The organism is Sporofaciens sp. St.21A7 (genome assembly GCF_059728535.1).
The window spans coordinates 1,292,538-1,317,096 of record NZ_BAAGFN010000001.1; the positions used below are offsets into that span (position 1 = coordinate 1,292,538).

A 24,559-nucleotide genomic window follows, 5' to 3' on the forward strand; every position below is an offset into this window, starting at 1 on the left:
CTCCGAAAATTTAGAATATCATCTTGACTGTACAGTTACTGTATGGTTTATGATACCTTACACAGCAAGAAAATACAAGGGAAATGGGGTAAAAAAATGGAAAACCAAAATGCATACGATAAACCGGTATCACTGAAAAATATCCTGAAATTCGCCGTCCCAACGATTGCCATGTCGGTATTTATGTCATTTTACACAATGGTTGACGGATTGTTCGTGTCGAACCTGATCGGCACAGACGCATTGTCAGCAATCAACCTGACTGCGCCGATCATCCAGCTTGTCACAGCAATTTCTACCATGCTTGCGACCGGAGGAAGCGCAGTTATCATGAAAAAAATGGGAGAGCATAAGAGCGAGGAGGCGAAGGAGGACTTCACGTTCCTGATTCTGGTAAATGTCTTTGTGGGGCTTGCCATGTGCGCAGTCGGATATCTAATAATGGGGCGTATTTTCGCAGGGATGAACCTGTCGGCAGACGTAGAGAGGTACTGCGTGGAATATTTAAGCCGCTACCTGATATTTACCGTTCCAATCCTCCTGATGAATAACTTCACGCTCTATATGATTGCCAGCGAAAAGGCCACTCTTTCTCTGATTTGCTCGGTATCGGGCGGCGTCCTGAACATGGCGCTTGACTATCTGTTCATCGCCAGATTCCAGATGGGCATCGGCGGCGCGGCGATTGCGACGGGTCTTGGATATTCTGTGACAGCCGTCGCGGGTATGTTCGTATTCAGCCGGAAAAAGAGCCTTCTGCATTTTGAGAAGCCGGTCTTCCGGTTCAAAGTCCTGGCAAATGCGGCGGCAAACGGATGCTCGGAGATGGCCACCGCCCTTGTCACCGGGATTATCACGATGATGTTCAACTGGACGATGCTTCGTTATGTAGGGGAAAATGGAGTCGCCGCCGTCACGATTATCATGTATGTGCTCATGTTTGCAAGCTCCCTGTATACGGGGTATTCCTACGGGGTCGCGCCAATGACCAGCTACTACTATGGAGAGCAGAACCATGAGAAGATGAAAAAACTGGTCACAACCAGCCTGAAAGTGATTGCGGGGATTTCGCTTGTGACAGTGGCGGCATCCTTTCTGCTGACAAAGCCGTTGGTGTCCATATTTGCCCGCCCGGACAACCCGGTGTACGGTCTTGCCGTGACAGGGAACCGGATATGCACCATAGCGCTTCTGTTCATAGGATTCAATATATTTGCCAGCGGGATGTTCACCGCATTGTCCAACGGAGTAGTCTCGGCAGTCCTTGCATTTTCAAGGTCTTTCGTGTTCATGTTGATTACTATGATCGTACTGCCCTTGTTTTTTGGCGTAAATGGAGTCTGGCTGGCAACGCCGGCGGCGGAGCTGATGGCGCTTGTATTGTCCGGGGCGATGCTGCTGAAATATAGGAAGAGATATGGGTATTAAGTTTTACACCAATTTTACTTTTCGTAATATAGGCTGCGATTACCTTTTTAACAATATAAATTTTAAATATAAATTTCGTTGCATTCCTGTGTGATTACTGTTATCATAGACTTTGTCTATGGCGGATCCATCCGCCATGATGTGTGAGGGTTCCTGTCCTTTTTTATGTGTACCAGATAGAAGGATAACACAAAAGGTATGGAGATGAAATAATCTGACGGAAAATACATCAGATTAAAATATCCCATACCTTATTTAATTTGGAGAAAAACTGGGGATTTTGGCTCAGATAAACCAACGAATAACATGATATCTTTTTAAACTAAAGGTGGTAAAGCATGAGACAAATATTATCATCGGCGCACGTTCACACAACTTTTTGTGATGGAAAGTCAACTGCACATGACATGGCTCAAATGGCATATAAAATGGGATTTGTTTCGCTTGGTTTCACTTCTCACGCACCTCAGATGTTTGATTCGGCGCATTGTATTGCTCCTTCAAGAGAAGGTGATTATAAAAGGGCGATACGCCTAGTACATCATAAATTAAATAACTAGCCAAATATATATATGAGTGTTATAATCAAATTATTTAATATAGGAAGGAATGTTGATTATGGCACACGCAAATATATTAGATATTGAACAGGAAGATTATGAATATCTCCAATCTCTGTGTAGATGCAGAACAATACAGGCTCAGATTGTTGACCGAGCAAAAATATTGATATACAAAACACAAGGTGAGTCAAATGCCGCAATAGCACAGCGCATAGATGTTAACGTGAATACCGTTAAGTTATGCCTTAAAAAGTTTAAAGAAGGCGGTGTTGATCTTGCTTTATATGATAGACCACGTCCTGGTCATCCAATTGAAATTACAGATGATGCTGTGGCATAGATCGTGGATTTGGCCTGCCAACGTCCAGCTGATCTTGGCTATTCCCAGGAACTTTGGACTCTGAAAAACCTGCATCAGCATATTCAGAAAAATGCACAAGAGGTGGGCTTTCCCCGGCTTGCCACGATCACAAAACCTATGGTTCAAAAGATATTGCGCAAGTCGGAAATCAAACCTTTCAAAATCAAGTATTACTGTGAAAAACGTGACCCTGAATTTGAACAGAAAATGCATGATGTACTTTTGGTATATAAGCAAATATCCTTACAGTTTAATGAAGATGGTAGCATAATCGTCCCAGAAGATGGGATTGTTGTCCATACAGTTTCTTGTGATGAAAAACCCGGAATACAGGCGATTGCAACGACCGGGGATGACCTGCGTCCAACAGCGGATACAGGATGTGTTTACCGTGACGCGGAATATAAGCGTTTAGGGACTCTTTCCTTATTGGCAGGAATTGATCTGCTGACTGGGGAAGCAATTCCACTGGTCAGCGAGAGTCATAAAAGTTCAGATTTTATCAATCTGTTGAAGAAACTGGACAATAAATATCCAGAAGGGGATGTGATACGTATCATATGCGATAACCATTCTGCCCACAAGTCCAAGGAGACAAAAAACTATCTTGCAACGTGTCCGGAGGGACGATTTATCTTTGTATTTACGCCCACGCATGGATCATGGTTAAACATGATAGAAAGTTTCTTTAGCAAGATGACAAAGCAGATGTTAAAAGGAATTCGAGTCAAATCAAAGGAGGAACTCGCTGACCGCATATACCTGTATTTTGAAGAGGTCAACAGGGAGCCAGTTGTATACCATTGGACTTATAAAATGGATGAAATAAGTCAGGATGAAGCCGTTAAAGCTGGCATAAAATCAAATGCTAATTAGGCCAGTTATTAATTATTCAATGTACTAGTACAGCAAGAATACAAAGGACGTATGGCAATATATCTTGGTATAGAGCGAGATATCTTTAGTTGCGCAGATCTAATGGATTACGATTATTTTATTGCTTCCATGCATTATTTTACGAGACCGGACGGTAGTTATAGTGGAGTGGATGCACCATCAGAGATCATGCAGAAATATGTTAATGAATGCTGTGACGGTAATGGGCTTGAAATGGCGCAACGGTATTTTTCACTGTTTCGGGACTATGTACTTGAATCAAAACCGGCAATAATAGGACATTTTGATCTTGTAAGGTATAACAATGCTGCATTGCATTTATATGACGAAGATTCTTCAGCTTATCGTATAATGGCTCTTGATGCCTTACGAGCGATGGTTGAAACAAATGCGCTGCTTGAGGTGAATACAGGAGGCGTTGCGAGAGGATATATGTCAGAGCCTTACCCGGCAGCATTCTTACTAAAAGAATGGAAAGCTTGGGGTGGGGAGGTGATTATCAATTCTGACTGTCACGATGCAAAGTTCCTTGATGCAGGTTATATTCAAGCTGAAGAGATTCTTTTATCACTTGGCTATGAACATGTGGTACGGCTTAGCCCAAATCCAGAAAAAGAAATGTGGGAACGTGTTGGACTACATTGACATCAGGAAAACAAATTCTTGTTGAAACGAATTATTCAAATTTCATTAGACAAATTCCCGTTTATCTACTAACTGTCTTAACTTTCCTTTATTTTCAAGGCTTTGCGGTATGTCCAGTCTCAAAATATGTATCCTTTTCCCTTGTTTTTGCCCTTATTGGCAAGCTACAAGGGAAAGTTTTTCTTATTCAGTTTTCATTGCTTAACTCATTCCCACAACCTTATCCAATAGCTTTGCGGAATCCCTCTTCGCCTCCCTTGTAGCGTGTGCATAGACATTCATGGTTGTGCTTACGTCCGAATGTCCTAAAAGCTCCTGCACATCTTTTGGCTGTGCCCCGTTTGATAACAGGTTCGTTGTGTAGGTGTGCCCTTACGGTATAATAAGGACAAATCGGAAAACCCATTATTACCAAGGTTGCTCAGGTGTTGTAAAGCGCGCATATGATACTAAATACAGAAACAAATAATGTATAGAATACTATATGTTGTTGTTTTCTGAAAGCAAAGAAATCCATGAGCAATCTTAATCAGAGAGGATTTTCGGATTTGCCACCATTCTTTTTTCATTACAATACGCCCTTTGGTGGGGGCAGACTGGGAGGTGATAAGGAACCATTTCACATAAAGGACAAACGGGCAGCAACCCGGTAATACCGATTTTAATTCATATCAGCCGCACAGTAACTGACGGATGTTCAGCTACTGTGCGGCTTTTTTGTTTATAGATAACTCTGCCCTGGTGACGTAGATCGCCAGGGCTTTTTTCATTTAGTGACCAATACCTTTTTATCACTGGCACCCAAAAACAGCCTTAAATGGCGTATACGGGCCTCACAGCCCTATCCAGAGACCAAAGGAGCAACAGATATGTCAGACAACAGAAAATATTATTACCTGAAACTGAAAGAGAACTTTTTCACCACCGAGAAGATGGTGATACTGGAAAGCGCACAGGACGGGCTTTTGTATTCCAACCTGCTGCTGAAAATGTACCTGATGTCGCTGAAACATAACGGCGTCCTCATGCTTGGGGACGGCCTGCCCCACACGCCCCAGACCATAGCCACCTTCACCCGCCACCAGATCGGCACGGTGGAGCGGGCATTGAAGCTCTTTACCGAGTTTGGTTTTGTGGAGGTCCTGACGGACGGGGCTTATTACATGGCAGACATCCAGCTTTTGATCGGCCAGTCCTCCACCGAGGGCGAACGGAAGAAGAAAGAGCGGATGCGCCTGAAACGCCAGAAGCTGCTCCCATCCGGACAGACGGACAAATGTCCACCATATAGCCGGGGGACATTTGTCCACCAGAGATTAGAGATAAGAGATTAGATATTAGAGATAAGAGTATAGAGAATAGAGAGTGTGATAATGACGCACACGCTTATGGAAAGTATGGGAATGTTTTTTTGGCAGAAAGAGAAATGTCGGAGCTGCAGAATGAATTTTCAGACAGTGTCCTGCAGGACTATGTAGAGCGTTTGTCGGAATACATGGAATCCACCGGGAGGGAATATAAAAGCCATGCCGCCACAATCCGGCGCTGGGCCAATGCGGACAGGAAAGGGGCGGCTCCACCGGCAAGAAACCGGGATTACACCGTAAAGGAGGGAGACACCATATGATCGAGATCAACGAGGCTGTCCGGGCATTTATTGACAAAACCGCCGGAGATACGGAATTATCGGAGGACGAATACATAGACCATTCTGATGGCCTTATCCACTGTAAGAAATGCGGAGGGAGGCGGCAGACCATCCTCCCCGACTCGCTCCGGCACAGCTACCTCATGCCCCGCTGTGTCTGCCCCTGCCAGCAGGAGGCCGAAAAGCAGAGGAAGGCCGCCGAGGAACAGAGGGCGCTCATGGAGAGCATCCGGCGCAGGAGGGCGCAGGGCCTGCAGGACCGCTATCTCCATGACTTCACTTTTGCCAATGACAACGGGCAGAACCCGCTCATGGAGAAAGCCCGTGCTTATGTGGAAAACTGGAAGGAGGCATACCGGGAGAATACCGACCTTCTGCTCTTCGGTGACGTGGGGACGGGAAAATCCTTCTTTGCCGGATGTATTGCCAATGCCCTAATCGACCAGGATGTACCGGTGCTCATGACGAATATCCCCTCTATCCTGAACCGGCTGACCGGGATGTTTGCCGAGGACCGGGCGGCGTTTATCTCCGCCCTTGACGATTACAGCCTTTTGATTCTGGACGACCTGGGCGTGGAACGCAATACCGAATATGCGCTGGAGCAGATGTTCCTTGTCATTGACAGCCGGTACAGGAGCAGGAAGCCGCTGATCGTCACGACCAACCTGAAACTGGAAGAGATCAAAAACCCGCCCGACCTGGCCCACGCCAGAATCTATGACCGTATCATGGAGCGGTGCGCCCCTGTCCTTTTCTCCGGCAGGAACTTCCGGGAGGAAAAGGCGGCGGCTACCAAAGAGGCGGCGAGGGGGATTGTCTCCCCGAAATGAAACCTGAAAACAGCAGCAAGGGACAATTCCTATACATACCGTGGGACTGTCCGGGAAAGGAGCATCATACCATGAGCAGTGAGAAAAATATCCAGAATGTAGCAGGCACCACAGCTGGGGCAGAGAACCCGCCCGCACTGGTGAAGAAGATAGGCCGCACCACCTATATCGTGCGGATTCATTTCAGTGAGACCAGCACGGAGACCATGAGCGACAAGATTAAGCGTATGCTGAAAAATGAGATACAGCAGATGGGATAAAACGATAACAGAGGGACGCCGGGGAATCAGAAATACTACACTGGTTCCCGGCTTGTAAAATCAGGAGGTTTATGGTAGTATGGAACTACAAAAACGAAAGGAAAGGCAGGTGGGGATATTGACAGCGACGGAACAACAGCATCAGGAGGATTTACAGCGCCTGCGTGACTTACGCCCTATCGACGATGATTTTATGCGCTGCCTGTTTAAAGATAACATTCCATTAGCAGAATTTGTGTTACGCATTATCACGGGTAAGCAGGATTTGATTATCACTGACTGCGAAACACAAAAGGACATGAAAAGGCTGGCCGGGGCACGCTCTATCTGCCTGGACGCATACGGGACGGACCCGGATGGGAAAAAATACGATCTTGAAATCCAAAGACAGGAAAAGGGGGCAGACCCGCACAGGGCAAGATACCATTCCAGCGTGATGGATGTAGAGAACCTCCATTCCGGGCAGGAATTTAAAGAACTGCCGGACACCTATACAATCTTCATTATCGAGAAAGATTTTTACGGAAAAGGTGAACCGGTCTATCCGATTGAGAGAATCAATCTTGCTACGGATAAATCCTTTGAAGATGGAGAACATATTTTATATGTGAATGGGGAATACCGGGGCGAATCCGATTTTGGAAAGCTCATGCACGATTTTAATTGTACACAAGCATCCGATATGAATTTTGAACTGATGGCAGACCGGACACGGTATCTGAAAGAAAATCCGAAGGGAGTGAGTGAGATGTGCCGCATCATGGAGGATATGAGAAATGAATCCCTGAAAGAAGGAATACAGGAAGAAAAAAAGATGACAGTATTCCGAATGTTGGAGGCGGGGAAATACTTGCTTGAGGAAATTGCGAATATTTCAGGGCTTTCCCTTGAAGAAGTTAATCAACTGAAAGCAGAACGAAACGCATAAAGCACTGTCATAGAGCCAGGAATCTTAAATAAAGGTTTCTGGCTCTATTTTTTTGCCCTAATTGTGAATTTTTTGTGAAATTGATTAAAAAGTCCTTGACGATTTGTCTCTGGCAAAACAGCAAAATCGATCCTGATTAGCTGCGGCGCAAGAATGGCTCCCTTTGACATCCGGGAGGTGCGGGAACTGATGGAGGGCGACGAACTGGAACTTGAAAAGATTGGCGACCGCAAGACGGCGCTGTTCTGTATCGTGTCCGACACGGATATGACATTCAATTTCATTTCTGCGATGGTTTATACGTGCGCCCATAAGGCCGGGCGCTACTAAATCCGGCCGTGGCTTTTTTGAAAATCTGCTGTGAGAAAGCAGTAGGTAAAATACCATGCGGTTTGCCGCAGCCTATCATCCCCCGACTTATCTGAAATGGGAAACCTGACAGGGAGTGTAGCATGTCGGAGAGTGCGTAGCCGCAAGTTCCATGCGGTGTACAAGGCAAAATAGGATGAAAAATTGCATATGAGGATGAAAGCTATACTGCCTGCTGGATAGCCGTGAGTAGGGTCTATGATCGCTCCTGGCGTAGTGGAACTGAATCCGCCAGTGTCCCGGTAGCAAGCCTGCGTGTAGGGGAGCTATGTGGTATTCGGGGCAGACAAGTCACAGGATAAGTGATAGAAACGGCGAAAGTCCCATCCGACAATGCAATAATCTCATGTTTCATGAAAGCTAAATGGGGATTGCCTAAAGTGGAACGCCTGCAAAGGCTATGAGAACTATGCGAAAAGTGGCTCTGAATATCCACCATGGTAACACAGCTCCAATAGTAGTCTGAGAACCCTGAAATGACAGGGAATGCCGTAAACCGGATGCGGGAAAGCCGCTCACATGGCGAAGTGGAGCAGTCTACTACTCAATATAAAATAAGGAAAGGTGTGGGAGACACTATGAGAAGTCCAGAAGTTATATTGAAAAACTTGGAATCAAAAACAAAAGACAAATCGTACAGGTTTGAAAGGCTTTACCGGAACTTGTACAACCCGGAGTTTTACCTGTTGGCATACCAGAAGATTGCCGCTTCTGAAGGGAGCATGACCGCTGGAACCGACGGGAACACCCTGGACGGTATGGGTATGGCGAGAATCAACAGAATCATTGAATCGCTGAAAGACCACTCATACCAGCCACAGCCAGTACGGAGAACGTACATTGCAAAGAAAAACAGCGATAAGAAACGGCCGCTCGGTATACCGTCAACCGACGACAAGATCGTGCAGGAGGTTGTAAGGGTATTGCTGGAGGCTATCTATGAACCCAACTTTTCCGAACATTCCCACGGGTTCAGGCCAGACCGCAGCTGTCACACCTGTCTGGGGGAGATAAAAAGAACCTTCACAGGGACGAAATGGTTTGTGGAAGGGGACATCAAAGGCTGTTTTGATAACATCGACCACCATATACTGATTAACATTATCAGGAAAAGAATCAAGGATGAAAGTTTTGTGGAGCTGCTCTGGAAATTTTTAAGGGCAGGCTACCTTGAGGAATGGGAGTACAACACCACCTACAGCGGTGCGCCGCAGGGTTCGGGTGTCAGTCCCATACTTGCCAACATCTATCTCAACGAATTGGACATATTCGTTGAAAATCTAAAAAAGGAGTTTGACAGGCAGGAATCCTATAGGAAGCCACAGAAGGCATACTCCCAGACGCTGGGTTTGCTGGGATATTGGAAGAAGAAGCTGAAAACTGCCAAATCAGAAAATGATGAAGCAGGGATGGCAAAGGCAAAAGGGAGAATTAAAGAACTCTATGCAAAGCTAAGAGTAACTCCATGCTACGAAGCCATTGATGAAAGATTTAAGAAAATCCAGTATTCACGCTATGCAGATGATTTTGTGATTGGTGTTATCGGCTCAAAAGCGGACACAGAGGAGATAAAAAAGAGGGTTGGAGATTTCCTGAAAGGGGAACTGAACCTAATCATGTCAGATGAAAAGACAAAAATCACACACTCTGCGGAATTGATACGCTTCCTGGGCTACGACCTTTCTGTGTCAAGAAGCAAGGACTGCATGCGTGACAAGAACGGCAACCTAAAACGGGCATGGTACGGACAGGTCAAACTATACGTGCCAAAGGAAAAATGGTTCAGTAAGCTGATGGAATATCAGGCAATGTATATCAAGAAATGCAAAAACGGACAGGAATTGTGGAAACCAACCTACAGAGGGAAATTCATCAACATGCCGGATGTGCAGATTGTCAGCCAATTCAATGCTGAAATCAGGGGCATATACAATTATTACCGCCTCGCAGGGAATGTGTCGGTGCTGGATAAATTTTACACCATTATGAAAGCAAGCCTATATAAAACTTTCGGCTGTAAATACCGCACAACGTACAAGCATATCTGCAAGAAATATAAGCGCAACGGTGAATTTATAGTCAAGTACAAGACCAAGAATGGAATGAAAGAAACAGTATTCTACCATGAAGGTTTTAGAAAGAATATGAAGCCAGCCCCGGAATTTGTGGATGTCATGCCGCATTACCGGAAGTATACGAAAAAGAACAGCCTTATCCGTAGGCTACAGGCTGGACAGTGTGAACTCTGTGGGAGAAAGACAGACGAGGTTATCATGCACCACGTCAGGAAATTAAAGGAGCTGAAAGGCGTTACGGAGTGGGAAAGGAAAATGATAGAAATCAGAAGAAAGTCCCTTGCGGTATGCCCGGAATGCTTCAAAATAATAAAAACTCAAGTTTAGTTAGTAGATGGAGAGCCGGATACGCCGAGAGGTGTCCGTCCGGTTCGGGAGGGGGAAGGTTGAAACCTACCGGAGTAATCCGGCAAGGCGCAACCAACCTACCTCATGCAGATGTTCAACGTCCTGTGCGACAAGGCGCTGGAAAACGGCGGCGCACTGAAAACCCATGTTACCTGCCTGCTGGACGAGTTTGCCAACCAGAAAATCCCCAACTTCCAGCACCTGATTTCCGTTATCCGAAGCCGCGAGATTTCCGCCCATATCGTGGTGCAGACGCAGAGCCAGTTAAAGGCCGTCTACAAAGACCATGCGGAAACTATCATCGGCAACTGCTCCTGCGTCCTGTTTTTGGGTGGCAAGGAGCGCAGCACCCTGAAAGAGATTTCGGAAACGCTGGGAAAGGAAACCATCGTGCGCCCGTTAGGGTGTATGCCATAAGCCGCCTTTAGCAAGCGGTAGACGAAGATATCAAAGAAAGGAAGGTGAAAAATTTACTGTCTATCATTCCACGACTTATCCGTGAGGGGAAACCCTCTGGGGAGTGTAGCATGTCGTTGTTATAGTTATTACGGCTATAACGGGCATAGAATGGCGTAATCTTCTAACCGCTATTTTATGCAGGGATGAAAATCCGTGTATGAGGATGAAAGCTAAACTGCTTGATTGGTAGCCGGAGCCTGGGAGTATCTGGCCTACGTGCGAAAGAAGATGAAACGCACGGTGCTTTGGCGGCTGTCGCTCGATAGTCGGCAGGCGTGGGATATCCAAAGCAAGGCAAGCCTTAGATTAGGTTGAACGGCGAACGCCACATATCTACAAAGATTACCGACAACACGGAGAGCTATGTATGGCATATGCTACCGGGGATGACCTAAACCCGCCCATTCGCGGGCATGGTTACACAGCTCCCATAGTAGCCCGTGGACTCTGGATTTACAGGGATAGCCGTAAAAACGGAAGCGGGAGAGCCGCCCACATGACGAAGGGGAGCAGTATGTCTTTAATACAAATAAGAAAGGAAGGTGCGTGAGGCATCATGAGAAATCCAACTGATGTATTAAATAGCCTAAACAAACAGTCTAAAGATTTATCGTATAAGTTCCAAAGACTTTACCGGAACTTGTACAACCCGGAGTTTTACCTACTGGCATATAGGAATATCTATGCCAATGAGGGGAGCATGACGCCGGGTGTGGATGGTGAAACATTGGACGGGATGAGCAGTCCGAGGATAGAGCGTATCATCAGCGCATTAAAAGACCGCTCCTACTGCCCAAAACCTGCACGGCGTACATATATTGCGAAGAAAAACAGCAGTAAAAAGCGTCCGCTTGGGATTCCCTCCGGGGATGACAAGCTGGTGCAGGAAGTAGTCAGAATGATATTGGAAAGCATTTATGAACCCACTTTCTCCGACTATTCCCACGGATTCCACCCGAAAAGGAGCTGTCACACAGCCCTTGAACAGATACAGCGGACATTTGCCGGGGCAAATTGGTTTGTGGAAGGGGATATTCAGGCATGTTTCGACAGCTTTGACCACCATGTGCTGATTGATATTCTGCGCAGGCGCATTGATGATGAAGCGTTTATCTCATTGATGTGGAAATTTCTGAAAGCCGGATATATGGAACAATGGCAGTACAACAGGACTTATTGCGGCACACCGCAAGGCTCCGGTATCAGCCCCATTCTGGCAAATATTTATCTGCATGAATTAGACAGGTATGTGGAGGAATACAAAGCAGGCTTCATAAAAGGAAACCGGGCAAGCCGCAAGGTAAATCCGGAATACGCAAGACGAAACCGTGAGGTGCAGAAATTTATGCGCCAGAACAGGGAAGTATGGAGTAGCCTTTCCGAAGCCGAAAAGAAAGAACATGCCGGAGAATTACGCAGATTGCGGGAGAAACAGAGGGAAGTCCCTTCTAAACAGTTCAGGGATGAAACCTACAAAAACCTGCAATACGTCCGTTATGCGGATGATTTTATCATAAGCATTATCGGGAGCAAAAGGGATGCGGAAGCCTTAAAAGCAGATTTGGCCGTGTTCCTCAAAGAAAAACTGAACCTTACACTGTCAGTGGAGAAAACCAAAATCACCCATGCAACCAGCCGGGCGAGGTTTCTTGGCTACGATATCTCTATTTCAAAAAGCCAGGAAATCACAAAACGTCAGGGCAGGAAAGTAAAAGGGTACAGCGGTGCGGTGAAGCTGTATATGCCGCATGAAAAGTGGGAAGCGAAGCTGTTAGAGTATGGCGCAATCCGTATCAAGAAAGACAAAGTTACACAAAAAGAGCATTGGAAAGCCATTCACAGACCACAGCTCATTAACCGCAAAGATATTGAGATTCTGTCAAAGTACAACTCTGAAATCAGGGGGCTGTACAATTACTATTCACTGGCATGTAATGTATGCGCAGTGGGTAAGTTTGCGAGTTTGATGCATTACAGTATGCTAAAAACATTTGCGAACAAATACCGCACAACCGCAAATAAAATGAAACAGAAATATTTCAGGAATGGGCGGTTTACTGTCATTTATAAGACAAAAAGCGGTATGAAGGAGAGCGTATTCTACAGAGGGCCTTTTATCCGCAAGGACAAGCCCAATGTACCGCAGGCGGATATCTTACCGGCTTATAAGCGGTATGATAAACCGAACCGTATAGCGGCAAAACTGCGCTCCAAAACCTGTGAACTCTGCGGACAGTACACAAATGACGTGGAGATTCATCAGGTAAAACGGCTGAAAAGCCTTAGCGGTAAATATGAGTGGGAAAAAGTTATGCTGAAGAACCGCAGGAAAACGCTGGCAGTATGCCCGGCGTGCCACCGTGAGATACACGGAAAAGACTGATTTTGTTAGTTGACGGCATATGGAGAGCCGTGTGCATTGAGAGGTGCCCGCACGGTTCGGGAGGGAGCGTCCACGAGGCGCTTACCTCATGACCTTTTCAACACCTCCGACACGCGGGGAAGCCAGCGCAGCATGGGGGTAAATTACCAGAAACTCGGAAAAGATATGCCATAATACCTTGTGACGAGTTTAGTTGCCCCATAAAATTTACGAACAGGGACACGATCAACTGAACTTTTCGTGGAAAGAATAGGACAATAGGACTTGAACACAAGGAGGTTCATTATGGCAGAATTAACGTATACGAGAGTGGGAGACCACTACATTCCCGATCTGATACTTGGATCTATGTCAATACTTTAGACAAAAAAAGTTGAAAGGTTATGCTGCTGTTTTAAGTTCTTCATCCTCCTTTTGTTGTGGTGTCATATAACCAATAGCACTGTGTATTCTTTTACGGTTATACCAGCCCTCTATGTATTCAAAGATTGCTCTGCGGGCTTCCGTTGAATCCTGATAGTCATGGAGATAGATTTCTTCCTTTTTCAGCACGGAATGGAATGACTCAATACAGGCATTGTCATATGGATTCCCCTTACGGCTGAAAGAATGCAGGATTCCCCTGCTGGCCAAGTAGTTTTCAAATTCCCGACCCGTGTACTGACTCCCAAGGTCGCTGTGCAGGATAATCCCCTCTGTATCCGCGACATTCAGGCACGCATTCTTTACTGCCTGGACTGCCAGTTCCGCCGTCATAGATGTTCCATAGGCATACCCGATGATCTTGCGGCTGCATAGGTCCATAACAGACGCCAGATAAGTCCATCCTTCTTTCTGCACATGGATGTAAGTAATGTCCGTACACCATTTTTGGTTAATGGTCTCCGTTTCAAAATCACGCTGCAAAATATTTACCTTATCATCTGGGACGCTGCCATGATTGGCACGGTGGTTGTACTTCTTTACTACAACAGAGCGCAGCCCCTGCTCTGCCATATGCCTCTGCACCCGCTTGACGCTGCAGGATGTACCGTTATCATTCAGTATGCGGCATATTTTGACAGCTCCATATCTCTGTTTTGAGTCCTCATATGCCTGTTTCACTTTCCGGCCGAATTCTTCATACTCTTTTTGCTTATTTGAAGGCACACGGACCAGAGCCTTGTAATAGGTGCCCCTTGGGAATTTCAAGGCGCTGCAAAGCTGGGACACAGAGTAATCAGCCAGGTTGTTCTGGATAAAAGCCACAATTTCGGCTATTGTTCTTTTGCGAATATGGCGGTCGCTTTTTTTAATATTTCATTCTCGATCTTAAGGCGCTGGTTCTCTTTCTGGAGAGCCTTATACTCCCTGAGGGTAACCGTTTCCTCCCCCGATACTTTGATTGGGGAAAGCTGCTTTACCCACCCGCTGATAGTACTCCGATTTACGCCATATTCACGCTCCAGTTTTGGATACGAGGTTCCTCCGGCATTGTACAGATCCACGATCTGCTGTTTAAATTCCAGAGTGTAAGATTTTTGGTTTTTCGCCATGCCCTTCATCTCCTTTGCTCTTTCACTTGATAGTATAGATTGTTCAACTTTTCCTGTCCACTCTTATATACTAACACCAACTTGACGAAGAACCGGAACAGGATGTATTCTATGGCAAGTATGGCAGTTTGCGGCGCGACTACCTCCGGGAGCATCGGCCCGGACTGTGGATGGTGCTGGTGAACAGTGGCAAGCTGGCCGATCATCTGAAGGGTGTCGAACGGATGGCGGAGCAGCGCATGGACACGCTCCTGCCGCAGTTGATGAAAGCTGCTGGCGTGACCGAGGAATTGAAAGCCCGTGACCAGATGGCGTGGGTAGGGCTGGTCAACAACTGCCGGGCGCAGGCTGATGAGATCATCCTGGCCGATCTGGTCTATGTTTGAGGGAGCGGTCTGATGCTGACATTTGAGAAAGTGATGGAGGTTTTCCAAGACTATCTCGCCGAGGATACCCGATATGAGATCGTCATGACCTCTCACGGCTACACAGTGCTGGAATGGGATTCCAGAGCAAACACCTGGGCCGGTGAGGGACTGTGCGCCACGCCAGAGATCATGCGGGATGTGCTGCTGGATTGTTTCACCGGGTATCTGGAATATAAAGCGATCACCGCAAATGGAGAAATTACCGTGGCTGAACAGAAGCGGATCACCGCACAGCGGCAGGCGCTTTTGGAGAAGCTGCAATAAGAACCAGCAGAGGCCCGGAAGCGGACAGACGCTTTCGGGCCTCTATACTGCTATGGACACAGAGAATTTTATAAATCCTATCAAAAACTGTTGCAGCTCCACCTAAACTCCACAATTCTATGTTACACTGGGCGTAGGAGGTGCCCCCAATGCCAAAAAGCATTTTGATTATCGAAGATGAAAAAAACATACAGAACATTTTGAAAGCCTTTTTAGAGGATGCCGGGTATAACATCACGTTGGCTGGTGACGGCATGGCCGGGATAGCCGCTTTTCACAAGACCGATTATGATTTGGTGCTGCTGGACATTATGATGCCCAAAATGGACGGTTACACCGTGTGCGAAATGATACGAAATGAAAGCGATACTCCCGTTATCCTGCTGACGGCTCTGGATGATGAAGATAGCCAGATGAAAGGCTTCGACCTCTTGGCTGACGATTACATCACAAAGCCATTTTCCATGCCTCTGCTCCTGCGCCGGATTGAAGCGGTATTACGGCGCACACAGGGTACAGAAGTCAATCACGATGTTCTGTCCTATCAACAAATCCAGTTGGATACGAAAAAATATCAGGTATTCGTATCCGGTCAGGAAGTAGCATTGACGGCCCGCGAGTTTGAAATTCTGCATCTTCTCATGGAAAATCCGGGCCGGGTATTCACAAGAGAGCAGCTTTTAGACATCATCTGGAATTATGATTATGTTGGGGACGATAAGATCATCAATACCCACATCAAGAACATTCGCAAGAAGCTGGGAGTTGACTGCATCGAAACCATTAGAGGGGTAGGGTATCGAATTGATAAGGAAAATTAAGAGCAGCCTATGGCTGAAAGTCTTTTTATTGCTGACCGTCCTGCTGTTCGTTGTCAGCCTCCTGCTCTATGGAACCATTATGGCGGTCATGCCAGCCAGCTACAGATACACGTTGACAACAAATTATACGGAACAGCTCAGCCAACTGATTACGGACTTGGAACATCGGAGCGTGGATGATGCTACACAAAGAATTTATGAATTTTGCATCAATCATAACGCAGGAGCTTTGTTAAGCGGCAATGAAACCAGTCTTACATTTGGCAAGGAAATTTTGGATGAGCAGGAACAGGATGCTTTTCAAACGGCGTCTACTGCACTGGCCCTTGCGGATGGAACGTATACCTTGCAGATCATGATGTCTGCCAGAACGGTAAACCAACTGACCGAAGCATTTTGGCGGCTGATCCCAATCATCGGAATTGTGGTTCTGGCAATCTCGTTGATCGTCTCCTGCTTTGTGACAAGGCTGCTGACAAAACCGATTCTTGAAATCAGCGATATTTCCAAGCGTCTGACCACTCTGGATATGACATGGCGCTGCAATACCTCCCGCACCGATGAAGTCGGAACGCTGGCCTTGAATCTCAATACCATGGCGGCGCGCCTGGACAGCACCTTAAAGGAATTATCTGCGGCAAACGAAAAACTGCAAGCCGATATTGAACAGGAACGGCGGCTGGAAAAATTACGGGTAGACTTCTTCCAGGCGGTTTCCCATGAGCTGAAAACACCGATCACCGTTCTGAAAGGCGAGTTGGAGGGGATGATCTATCAGGTGGGAGAATATAAAGATCGTGACACCCACCTCCGGCACTCCCTTCGGACGGTCAATGATATGGAATTGCTGGTAAGAGAAATCCTATCGGCATCCCGCATGGCAGGAAATGACTTCAGTCTGACGCTTTCTGAGGTTGATTTGAGCCAGCTTGTGCGGGAGTGTTGCCGTAAATGGCAGGGAGCAGCAGAGGACAGGGAGCAGAATTTTCAAGCAGAGATTGAAGCCGGTTGTACTTGCCGGGGCGATATGGCCTTGCTGCAAAAGGCGGTATCCAATATCATTAGCAATGCGGTTACTCATTCGCCAGCGCAGACGGAAATCAGTGTCAAGTTGACAGAGAACACACTGCAAGTCAGAAACAGCGGCATATCCATTGACAGCGCCGACTTGGAGAAGATATTTGAGCCGTTTTACCGTGTCGATCACTCCCACAGTCGGGACACGGGCGGCAGCGGCTTGGGCCTTTACATTGTCAAGACGATTTTGGAGCGGCATGGATTTTCCTTTCGCATGGATAGTACCTCCGACGAGGTATGTTTCACTATTACATTCTGAATATCAGAAATCAGTCAGGCCGGGCAGTCCGTAAGGGCAGCCCGGCCTAAACTTTATCAAAACTCCACCTCAGCTCCACCTGAACTCCACTTTCCGGTTGTATTCTTTGGATGTTCCCGGATAGAGGGCATCAAAAATCAAAGGAGGTACAACAACAAACCATGCAAAAGAAACTTACTATCAGGAGAAACGAGGTGACGGCGAAGTGAGCTTATGGAAACGGGCCTGCCTGTACTCCATACGGAAAAAGGGCAAGACCATCACGCTACTGGCATTTCTGCTGGTCATGGCAACGATGATGCTGACCTGTCTCTCCATCCAGGCTGCTACGGAAACCGCAAACGCCAACATCAAAAAGGCTCTGCTGGGGTATTTCACCATCAACGCCAAGCGTTTGGGAAGCGGCATATCGGAGGATACAGTGAGCCAGATTCTCGCCGTAGATGGTTTGAGCGGGAGACACACTCTGCGCTCCTATTCCTATGCGATTTATTATGACGCAGACAGGAAACCTCTGGAAATCAGCACCGAGGGCGCGGCTCAGGTGCCGGAGGGATATGAGAACGCCGGTAAGATCGTGGCGAACTCCAATTCACAGGAGGACAGCTATTTCACCGATGGAGGTTTTGAACTAATCGAAGGAAATGCCATCACTGACGCAAGCCGGAACGAAGCGCTGGTTCATGAAAAATTTGCCCAGCGCAATGGGCTGGCTATGGGTGATTTCATGCTGCTGGGGAGCGTGGAGGATGAAAACCGCACCCGCCTGGTAACGGTGACTGGAATCTTTCGCAATACGAGAGAACAGGATTCCATCGGCATAGCCCCATCCTGCGATCTCTATGAAAACATCGTGTTTACCGATCTTTCCACCGCTTCTTTTCTGCTCTACGGCACGAACAGTAAAACCAGCGTTCAGTATGGCGATTTCTATGTGAATGACCCGGATGAGCTTGACCGCATCATGGCCGAGGTACAGGAGTTTCCAGGAGTGGACTGGGGAAACTGCATACTGACTCGCTACGATAATGATTATCAGAACGCGAAAGAATCCTTGAAGGGCTTGCAGAGCATCGTATTTATCGCCATCGCGGTAGTGTCCGTGATTTGCTTTTTGGTGCTGGCCTTATTCCTGACCTTGCGGCTTCGGGGGCGTGTCCATGAAACCGGCGTCTATCTGGCGATGGGCATTTCCAAAAGCTCCGTACTTATGCAATATCTGTTGGAAGTGTTTCTGGCGGCAGCACTCGCCCTGCTTCTCGCTTATGGAGCCAGTACGGCTATTTCTAATCAGATCGGGAGCGGCCTGCTTTCCCAAGTTACCGCCCAAACCTATGAAACTGTGGATTTGACCGGGAATATCGAAAGCATGGAAGAACCCACCATAGATTTAGGGTTGTCAGAAATCAAGGTGACAGTTTCTGCAAGGGACTTCTTGATCGTGTGTGCCTTTGGCATGGTGCTTTGCATCGCATCCACTGCCCTGGCAGCTTATCCGATCATGAAAATGAAGCCCAAGAGTATTTTATCACAGATGAGTTAAGGAGGCGCAACATGAATTTAGGAACAAGAGCGGTTTTATATACCGTGCGAAAATGGAAAAAGACGCTGCTGGTATTCTGCCTGCTGCTGGCGATCACCACACTGGTTCTGTCCGGGCTTGCCATAGCTGATGCACAGGAGAAACAGGCCGAGGAGGTCAGGGGAACGACAGGAGCAAGTTTTACCGTCAGCCGTAATACTGCGACAGGTGGCTGGAGCAGTGATGGCGGCGGCTCATATAGCACACAGGAATACCTTACGACTGATAGGATGGAAAGCATCGCTGCGATCAATGGAATAGAGGGTTACAACGCTTCAATCCGCACCATTCTATGCCTGTCTGACCGTCAGGGGCAATGGCTGGAGCAAATGGAACCCACAGGCCATGCGATTGTTGACTGCCAGTTCTACTCTTACGGCTGCATCAATTCAAAATACCATTCTCTTTTCCTGTCTGGCGCCATGGTTATGTGCGAAGGAAAGACGATTGATTCCTCCGTTAAGAATGGAATTGTTATCAGTAAAGACATTGCGGATAAACATGATCTTAAAGTAGGCGATACCATCCAGGCCGTCAATAACCCGCTATCCGACGACAAAACGATGAATTTAGAGATTGTTGGTTTATTTGAAGTCGTGGCAGATAAAACGGACGAGCGTAACAATTACAACGAATCTTCTTACTACGAGTACACGAACAATGCTTTTGTCAGCGAAGCAGCCATGAAGAAGCTGTTGGAAAATTACGCAGATGTAGGCTATGCCTCCGCAGATTTCTTTGTTACCGACCCGGAGCGGCTTGAAAGTATCATCCATGAGGTGCAAAAAATCCATACAATCGACTGGAACAACTTCCTTATCACAGCTAACGATGAAGTATACCAGAATATCTCCAACGCCCTTTCTGACACGGGAACTCTGATTACTACCTTAATTGCTGTCATTACCGCCGTGAGTATGGTGTTGATAATTCTTATTCTATCCATGTCCGTTCGCGGACGGAAAAGAGAAACCGGAATCTTGCTGGCGGCCGGCATCTCCAAGCCTACGGTTGTTCTCCAATATGTGCTGGAAACCCTTCTGATTGCAGCAGCAGCTTTTCCTCTGGCCTATCTGTCCAGCAGACAGGCGGCTGGAATCTTGGGAACTCTGTTTGGCAAAACCGCAGAGAACGTGGTTGTAACATCCCAGCACTTTACACTGACGGCGACAGTGGGGAGTGTCCTGCTGATTGCATCGGTGCTGGTGTCCTGCATCCCTGTTATGCGTTTGAAGCCGAAAACGATCCTGTCACAAATGGAATGATTTTACACAGAAATGAGGTAGCTTTATGAATATCATGGAAATCCAAAATGTTCAATATGCCTATGACGGCAAAAAGAAAGTCTTAAAGGGCATCAATACTCAAATGGAGCAGGGTAAAATGTACGCCATCCTCGGCCCCTCCGGGTGCGGGAAAACAACGCTGCTGTCTTTGCTGGGCGGTCTGGACAGCCCCACCAGCGGTCAGATTTTGTACCAGGGAGAGGACATTGCAAAGACCGGCCTTGCCGATCACCGGCGCAGTCATGTGGCGTTCATCTTCCAGAGTTACAACTTGATCGACTACTTAACACCAATGGAGAACGTAGCCCTAACCTCCAAGCTGCCGCCGCTCCCTATTCTGGAACAGTTGGGGTTGACCGCAGAAGAAGCAAAGCGGAATGTGCTGAAGCTGTCCGGGGGCCAGCAGCAGCGTGTAGCAATCGCCCGCGCCCTGGCCAGTGACGCGCAGGTTATCCTGGCCGATGAACCGACCGGGAATCTGGACGAGGATACCGCTGCCGAAATCACGGCCATTCTCAAAGAGAGTGCCCATAAATCCGGCAAATGTGTGGTGATCGTGACGCACTCCAATGAGTTGGCGAAAGAGGCTGATGTAATTTTGCAACTGCGTAGAGGCGAGTTGCAAACGCTGTCAGTCAGTGACTTGGAGGAAACCGCCAGCCAGAAAAGGCGGGCCTCCCAAAAAAATCAGCGATAAATCTTCCTGTTGATGAAAGCGGCGATCACAAAAGCCAGACGTTGAACGCAGAGCGTGATTGCTGCCGGAAAGGGTAATTGAGTGTGAACGAAAAGGATAAATCTTCTCATTGGGTGTGCTGCCCTGTCTGCGGCAGCAGAACAAGGACTAAGGTGTACTTTGATACTGTCCTGGTGAAATTTCCGCTGTACTGTCCCAAGTGCAAAAAGGAAATCCGAGTAACAGTGGCACAACTGAAAATGGTGTTGAGCGACGAGCCAGACGCTTAAAACGCAGAGCCTGCTTCCTACTGACGTAAGGATGCAGGCTCTTTTTCTGTTCTACGGCCTATTTGATTTTGGCAGCGGCATTTGATCTGACTGCGCCCAGGAAGGATTGCACGACAGGAATCAGGGCTGCGGCCTCCTGCTCGGTGCAATCTTCAATCAAGAACCGAAGCTGGCTGACAGATGGATTTTTGATCTCCATGCCAGGATAGAAAATCTCCTGGGAATCTATCTGAAGCCCACGAACCAGAGGGAACAAAACTGTCATTTTCGGATTTCCCCGATAGTTCTCAATGTTCAAAATCGTGCGTGAATCAATAGAGCAGATTTCAGCAGCTTTGAGTTGGGTAAGGCCAAGCCGCTTGCGGGCCTTTTTCACAGTGTCACCCAATGTACGAATAAAATCCATCGCAATTCACCTCAAGGACATTCTACAATATGCGCCCTTTCGATTGAATCCACCACAATTCGGCTTTTATATGTATCTTAATTCACTAACAGAATGGAGGAAGTTTCTTAGTGGGCCGCAATGCGCCATTTAGCAAGGAATATGCGAATTTCGATACTCTGTAAAGGGCAGTCATACTCCAAGCGGTGTACTGCGGTTCACAATGATAAATAGGCCGGACGGATTACCCCGGTGCCGCTCCCCGCCTCCTGTTCAGATTTCGCAAAACCCAAATCTGAACAGGAGGAAAACAGGATGGAGATCACCATCAAAATCAACGGACGCATGGTGTCTGTTGAAGTCAATGACGAAGTGGCCGAGTGCTACGACCAGGGCAGGCGGAAGGCCGAAAACCTTTACCATGAAAAGCGGCGGCATTGGGATGATCGGGAGTTTGACGAATACATAGTCGCTACCGAGGGCCTGCTGCCCTATCAGCCCACCCCGGAGGACATTGTATGTCAGCGGGAAACTTTGGCTCTGCTGCTGTCCATTTTGGACAACTGCACGGCAATTCAGCGGGAGAGGTTTTTGCTTTTTGCGCTGTATGACTATACCTATGATGAGATTGGATTGTTATACGGCTGTTCCAAGTATGCCGTCCGTGATTCTATCGAAGCAGTCCGAAAAAAATTCCAAAATTTCTTTCTGGATTGACCCCACCAGAAGCCTGTAAGTGGCTTACCAGGTGAGGGCAGTCCCCTCAAATTTCGCAGAGGGGGACAAGCAGCTGCTTGTCCCCCTCTCTCATGTTAGGAGAGATGTCAATGGACAAAAAAGAATCCCTGTTGAAACAGCGTGACGAAGCCAAAAAGGAAGCCCAACAGTATGAGAACCAGGTAAAGATTTTGCTGAACAAGCAGAGGGATGCAGAACGCCACGCCCGAAACCACCGCCTGATTGTGCATGGCGCGATCATGGAGGGAGTGTTTCCCTTCACTGCCAGCATGGACGGCGAAGCAATCAAGGCGTTTCTGATTGACCTTTCCCGTCTGCCGGGAGCAGAGGAAACGGCGGAAAAGGCGCAAAAAATCGCCCCCACAAACTAAAGTCCGTTCTTAACGGCGCACTTATACACCGTTCCGGTGTCGTGCGCCCTGCCGGGGGCTGTTGCGTCCTGCGGACGCGATGGGGAGCTACACTCCCCAAACCCCTTGTGCGCCAGCGGAAACGAAACATCCGCTTTGCGTCTGTTCCGTTTCCGCTGGCCTTTATCTCCCCGCTGTTGACTGCGGAGGAAGGAGGAAAACCACATAGCGATTTTTCACTGTCCCATTCAAATCATCAAGCGGAGTGTAGGCCGTTCGGCTGTCGCTGCTGCCGCCTACCGGAGCGGCGAGAAGCTGACAAATGAGTGGGACGGCAAAACCCACGACTACACGCATAAGCCTGGTGTTGTCCATACAGAAATCATGCTCCCCGCCCACGCCCCGCCAGAGTTTGCAGACCGCTCCACTCTCTGGAACTCGGTGGAGCAAATCGAGAAATCCAGCGACGCTCAGCTTGCCCGTGAAATCGAAGTTGCCCTTCCCGTGGAACTGTCCAGAGTGGAGCAGTTGGCACTTGTTCGGGCTTTCATCAAAGACAATTTTGTAGCAGAGGGAATGTGCGCTGATTTTGCGCTCCATGACAAGGGTGACGGCAATCCCCATGCCCATGTCATGCTGACAATCCGTCCGTTGAAACCGGATGGACGCTGGGGGCCGAAGTGCCGGAAAGTTTATGACCTGGACAGCCAGGGCAACCGCATTCCGGATGGCAAAGGCGGCTGGAAGAATCACCGTGAGGATACCACCGACTGGAACAACCGAGAGAACGCCGAGAAGTGGCGGGCGGCGTGGGCCGCTTACGCGAACCGGGCATTAGAAGCTGCTGGCAGGCCGGAGCGCATCGACCACTGCAGTTACAAGCGGCAGGGCATTGAGAAAATCCCTTCCATTCACATGGGCGTTGCCGCCAGTCAGATGGAACGGCGGGGCATTGCTACGGAGAAGGGAGATATTAACCGCCAGATTGCCGCAGACAACAAACTGCTGAAGGAAATCAAGGCCCGCATCACCCGGATTTATAACTGGACGAAGGAGCAGGCTGGAACCGAACAGCCCCAGGACGGCGGCAGCCTTGTGGCTCGTCTTTATGAAGCCCAGGCCAAGGTCAACAGCAACAAAGCCCGTTCCCGTTCCGGTAAGATTAAGGCTCTGCAAGAGAACGCGAAACTGCTGGCATTTTTGCAGGGCAACGGAATCAATTCCATGCAGGAACTTTATGAAAAAGTCTCCGCTATGAACAAAGATTCTTACGCTGTCCGTGGGCAGATTGTCAAAGCCGAGCGCCGTCTCGCCGTTCTGGATGAACGGCTGGAAATGTGGGCGCAGTATGAGAAATTTAAGCCCGTTCGTCAGAAGTTGGACAAGGTGAAACCGGGCAAGCGGGAGAAATACCAGCAGGAGCATAGCGCAGAGTTAGCGTCATTCGATGCTGCCGCCCATTTTCTGAAATCGCTGAAAGAATCCGGCGAGGCGATCACGCCCAAAGCGTGGCGGGCCGAAGCTGCAAAATTGACGGTACAAAAGGACGCAGATTATCAGAAAATGCGTACCATGCGGGATGAAATTAAAGCGGTGGAGACTCTACGCAAAACCGCTGACCGTCTGGCTCGTGAGGGACAGCACCAGCAGAAGGAGCAAGAACGATAAATC

21 protein-coding genes and 6 pseudogenes are annotated in these 24,559 nt (G+C 47.9%); 23 read left to right on the top strand and 4 right to left on the bottom strand.

The features are described from left to right. Positions 1-96: 96 nt before the first annotated feature. The 3 genes and pseudogenes from AC6I3O_RS06490 to AC6I3O_RS06500 all read left to right on the top strand — a co-directional run bounded on the left by AC6I3O_RS06490 (position 97) and on the right by AC6I3O_RS06500 (position 3,894). Positions 97-1,428: an MATE family efflux transporter gene (locus AC6I3O_RS06490; protein WP_497850174.1), complete on the top strand. Its 1,332-nt coding sequence runs from the start codon at positions 97-99 to the stop codon at positions 1,426-1,428. 618 nt (positions 1,429-2,046) lie between these two features. After that, a pseudogene (locus AC6I3O_RS06495) lies at positions 2,047-3,228 on the top strand (IS630 family transposase). 102 nt (positions 3,229-3,330) lie between these two features. Beyond that, on the top strand, positions 3,331-3,894 hold the full coding sequence (locus AC6I3O_RS06500) for a PHP domain-containing protein (RefSeq protein WP_497850175.1): 564 nt from the start codon (positions 3,331-3,333) through the stop codon (positions 3,892-3,894). Between the two features lie 201 nt (positions 3,895-4,095). On the opposite strand, the pseudogene AC6I3O_RS06505 reads toward AC6I3O_RS06500, so the two are convergent. Further along, positions 4,096-4,263 (bottom strand): annotated as a pseudogene (locus AC6I3O_RS06505) (tyrosine-type recombinase/integrase); the annotation flags it as partial. Positions 4,264-4,763: 500 nt separating this feature from the next. Here AC6I3O_RS06505 and AC6I3O_RS06510 point away from each other — a divergent pair. The 9 genes and pseudogenes from AC6I3O_RS06510 to AC6I3O_RS06550 all read left to right on the top strand — a co-directional run bounded on the left by AC6I3O_RS06510 (position 4,764) and on the right by AC6I3O_RS06550 (position 13,197). Beyond that, positions 4,764-5,521: pseudogene (locus AC6I3O_RS06510) on the top strand (phage replisome organizer N-terminal domain-containing protein). Then, entirely contained in the window at positions 5,518-6,375 is an 858-nt protein-coding gene (locus AC6I3O_RS06515; protein WP_497850176.1) for an ATP-binding protein, read from the top strand. The pseudogene AC6I3O_RS06510 and the gene AC6I3O_RS06515 overlap by 4 nt, the downstream one beginning before the upstream one ends. Positions 6,376-6,446: 71 nt before the next feature. Beyond that, positions 6,447-6,635: a transposon-encoded TnpW family protein gene (locus AC6I3O_RS06520; protein WP_120469646.1), complete on the top strand. Its 189-nt coding sequence runs from the start codon at positions 6,447-6,449 to the stop codon at positions 6,633-6,635. A gap of 79 nt (positions 6,636-6,714) precedes the next feature. Continuing rightward, complete coding sequence (locus AC6I3O_RS06525; RefSeq protein WP_160254699.1) at positions 6,715-7,563, top strand: PD-(D/E)XK nuclease family transposase; 849 nt, start codon at positions 6,715-6,717, stop codon at positions 7,561-7,563. Between the two features lie 99 nt (positions 7,564-7,662). Beyond that, a pseudogene (locus AC6I3O_RS06530) lies at positions 7,663-7,866 on the top strand (VirD4-like conjugal transfer protein, CD1115 family); the annotation flags it as partial. Positions 7,867-8,510: 644 nt separating this feature from the next. Next, the gene (locus tag AC6I3O_RS06535; protein WP_300820783.1) at positions 8,511-10,334 is read left to right on the top strand and encodes a reverse transcriptase/maturase family protein; all 1,824 of its coding nucleotides are present in this window, start codon (positions 8,511-8,513) and stop codon (positions 10,332-10,334) included. A 108-nt stretch (positions 10,335-10,442) separates the two neighbouring features. After that, positions 10,443-10,745, top strand: a pseudogene (locus AC6I3O_RS06540) (TraG/TraD/VirD4 family protein); the annotation flags it as partial. Between the two features lie 436 nt (positions 10,746-11,181). After that, positions 11,182-11,364, top strand: coding sequence for a hypothetical protein (locus AC6I3O_RS06545; RefSeq protein ID WP_497850177.1), 183 nt, complete (start codon positions 11,182-11,184; stop codon positions 11,362-11,364). 6 nt (positions 11,365-11,370) lie between these two features. Then, entirely contained in the window at positions 11,371-13,197 is a 1,827-nt protein-coding gene (locus AC6I3O_RS06550) for a reverse transcriptase domain-containing protein (protein ID WP_497850178.1), read from the top strand. A 381-nt stretch (positions 13,198-13,578) separates the two neighbouring features. On the opposite strand, the gene AC6I3O_RS06555 is transcribed toward AC6I3O_RS06550, so the two are convergent. Continuing rightward, the gene (locus tag AC6I3O_RS06555) at positions 13,579-14,445 is read right to left on the bottom strand and encodes an IS3 family transposase (protein ID WP_497849287.1); all 867 of its coding nucleotides are present in this window, start codon (positions 14,443-14,445) and stop codon (positions 13,579-13,581) included. A gap of 8 nt (positions 14,446-14,453) precedes the next feature. Continuing rightward, positions 14,454-14,732: a transposase gene (locus tag AC6I3O_RS06560; protein WP_497849288.1), complete on the bottom strand. Its 279-nt coding sequence runs from the start codon at positions 14,730-14,732 to the stop codon at positions 14,454-14,456. A gap of 98 nt (positions 14,733-14,830) precedes the next feature. On the opposite strand from AC6I3O_RS06560, the pseudogene AC6I3O_RS06565 reads away from it, so the two are divergent. The 8 genes and pseudogenes from AC6I3O_RS06565 to AC6I3O_RS06600 all read left to right on the top strand — a co-directional run. Beyond that, positions 14,831-15,118: pseudogene (locus AC6I3O_RS06565) on the top strand (TnpV protein); the annotation flags it as partial. Positions 15,119-15,130: 12 nt separating this feature from the next. Next, positions 15,131-15,424 carry a hypothetical protein gene (locus AC6I3O_RS06570; RefSeq protein ID WP_497850179.1) on the top strand — a complete coding sequence of 98 codons (294 nt, stop codon included), beginning with the start codon at positions 15,131-15,133 and terminating at the stop codon, positions 15,422-15,424. Between the two features lie 149 nt (positions 15,425-15,573). After that, positions 15,574-16,245, top strand: coding sequence for a response regulator transcription factor (locus AC6I3O_RS06575; RefSeq protein WP_497850180.1), 672 nt, complete (start codon positions 15,574-15,576; stop codon positions 16,243-16,245). After that, positions 16,229-17,581 (top strand): sensor histidine kinase, encoded by a 1,353-nt coding sequence (locus tag AC6I3O_RS06580; RefSeq protein ID WP_497850181.1) that lies wholly within the window; start codon positions 16,229-16,231, stop codon positions 17,579-17,581. Before AC6I3O_RS06575 ends, AC6I3O_RS06580 begins: the two co-directional genes overlap by 17 nt. A 205-nt stretch (positions 17,582-17,786) precedes the next feature. Next, positions 17,787-19,124, top strand: coding sequence for an ABC transporter permease (locus AC6I3O_RS06585; protein WP_497850182.1), 1,338 nt, complete (start codon positions 17,787-17,789; stop codon positions 19,122-19,124). Between the two features lie 11 nt (positions 19,125-19,135). Next, positions 19,136-20,428 (top strand): ABC transporter permease, encoded by a 1,293-nt coding sequence (locus AC6I3O_RS06590; RefSeq protein WP_497850183.1) that lies wholly within the window; start codon positions 19,136-19,138, stop codon positions 20,426-20,428. A 25-nt stretch (positions 20,429-20,453) separates the two neighbouring features. Further along, positions 20,454-21,146: an ATP-binding cassette domain-containing protein gene (locus tag AC6I3O_RS06595; RefSeq protein WP_497850184.1), complete on the top strand. Its 693-nt coding sequence runs from the start codon at positions 20,454-20,456 to the stop codon at positions 21,144-21,146. A gap of 113 nt (positions 21,147-21,259) precedes the next feature. Next, positions 21,260-21,415, top strand: coding sequence for a cysteine-rich KTR domain-containing protein (locus AC6I3O_RS06600; protein ID WP_497853427.1), 156 nt, complete (start codon positions 21,260-21,262; stop codon positions 21,413-21,415). A 58-nt stretch (positions 21,416-21,473) separates the two neighbouring features. Here the strand turns inward: AC6I3O_RS06600 and AC6I3O_RS06605 are convergent, their stop codons facing one another. After that, on the bottom strand, positions 21,474-21,821 hold the full coding sequence (locus AC6I3O_RS06605) for a helix-turn-helix transcriptional regulator (RefSeq protein ID WP_497850185.1): 348 nt from the start codon (positions 21,819-21,821) through the stop codon (positions 21,474-21,476). Between the two features lie 294 nt (positions 21,822-22,115). Here AC6I3O_RS06605 and AC6I3O_RS06610 point away from each other — a divergent pair, with 294 nt between their 5' ends. From AC6I3O_RS06610 to mobQ, 3 genes are all read left to right on the top strand, one after another. Further along, complete coding sequence (locus tag AC6I3O_RS06610; protein WP_497850186.1) at positions 22,116-22,517, top strand: RNA polymerase sigma factor; 402 nt, start codon at positions 22,116-22,118, stop codon at positions 22,515-22,517. A 110-nt stretch (positions 22,518-22,627) separates the two neighbouring features. Beyond that, positions 22,628-22,909 carry a DUF3847 domain-containing protein gene (locus AC6I3O_RS06615; RefSeq protein WP_497850187.1) on the top strand — a complete coding sequence of 94 codons (282 nt, stop codon included), beginning with the start codon at positions 22,628-22,630 and terminating at the stop codon, positions 22,907-22,909. Positions 22,910-23,143: 234 nt separating this feature from the next. Continuing rightward, positions 23,144-24,556 (top strand): MobQ family relaxase, encoded by a 1,413-nt coding sequence (gene mobQ, locus AC6I3O_RS06620; protein WP_497853428.1) that lies wholly within the window; start codon positions 23,144-23,146, stop codon positions 24,554-24,556. Positions 24,557-24,559: the final 3 nt, after the last annotated feature.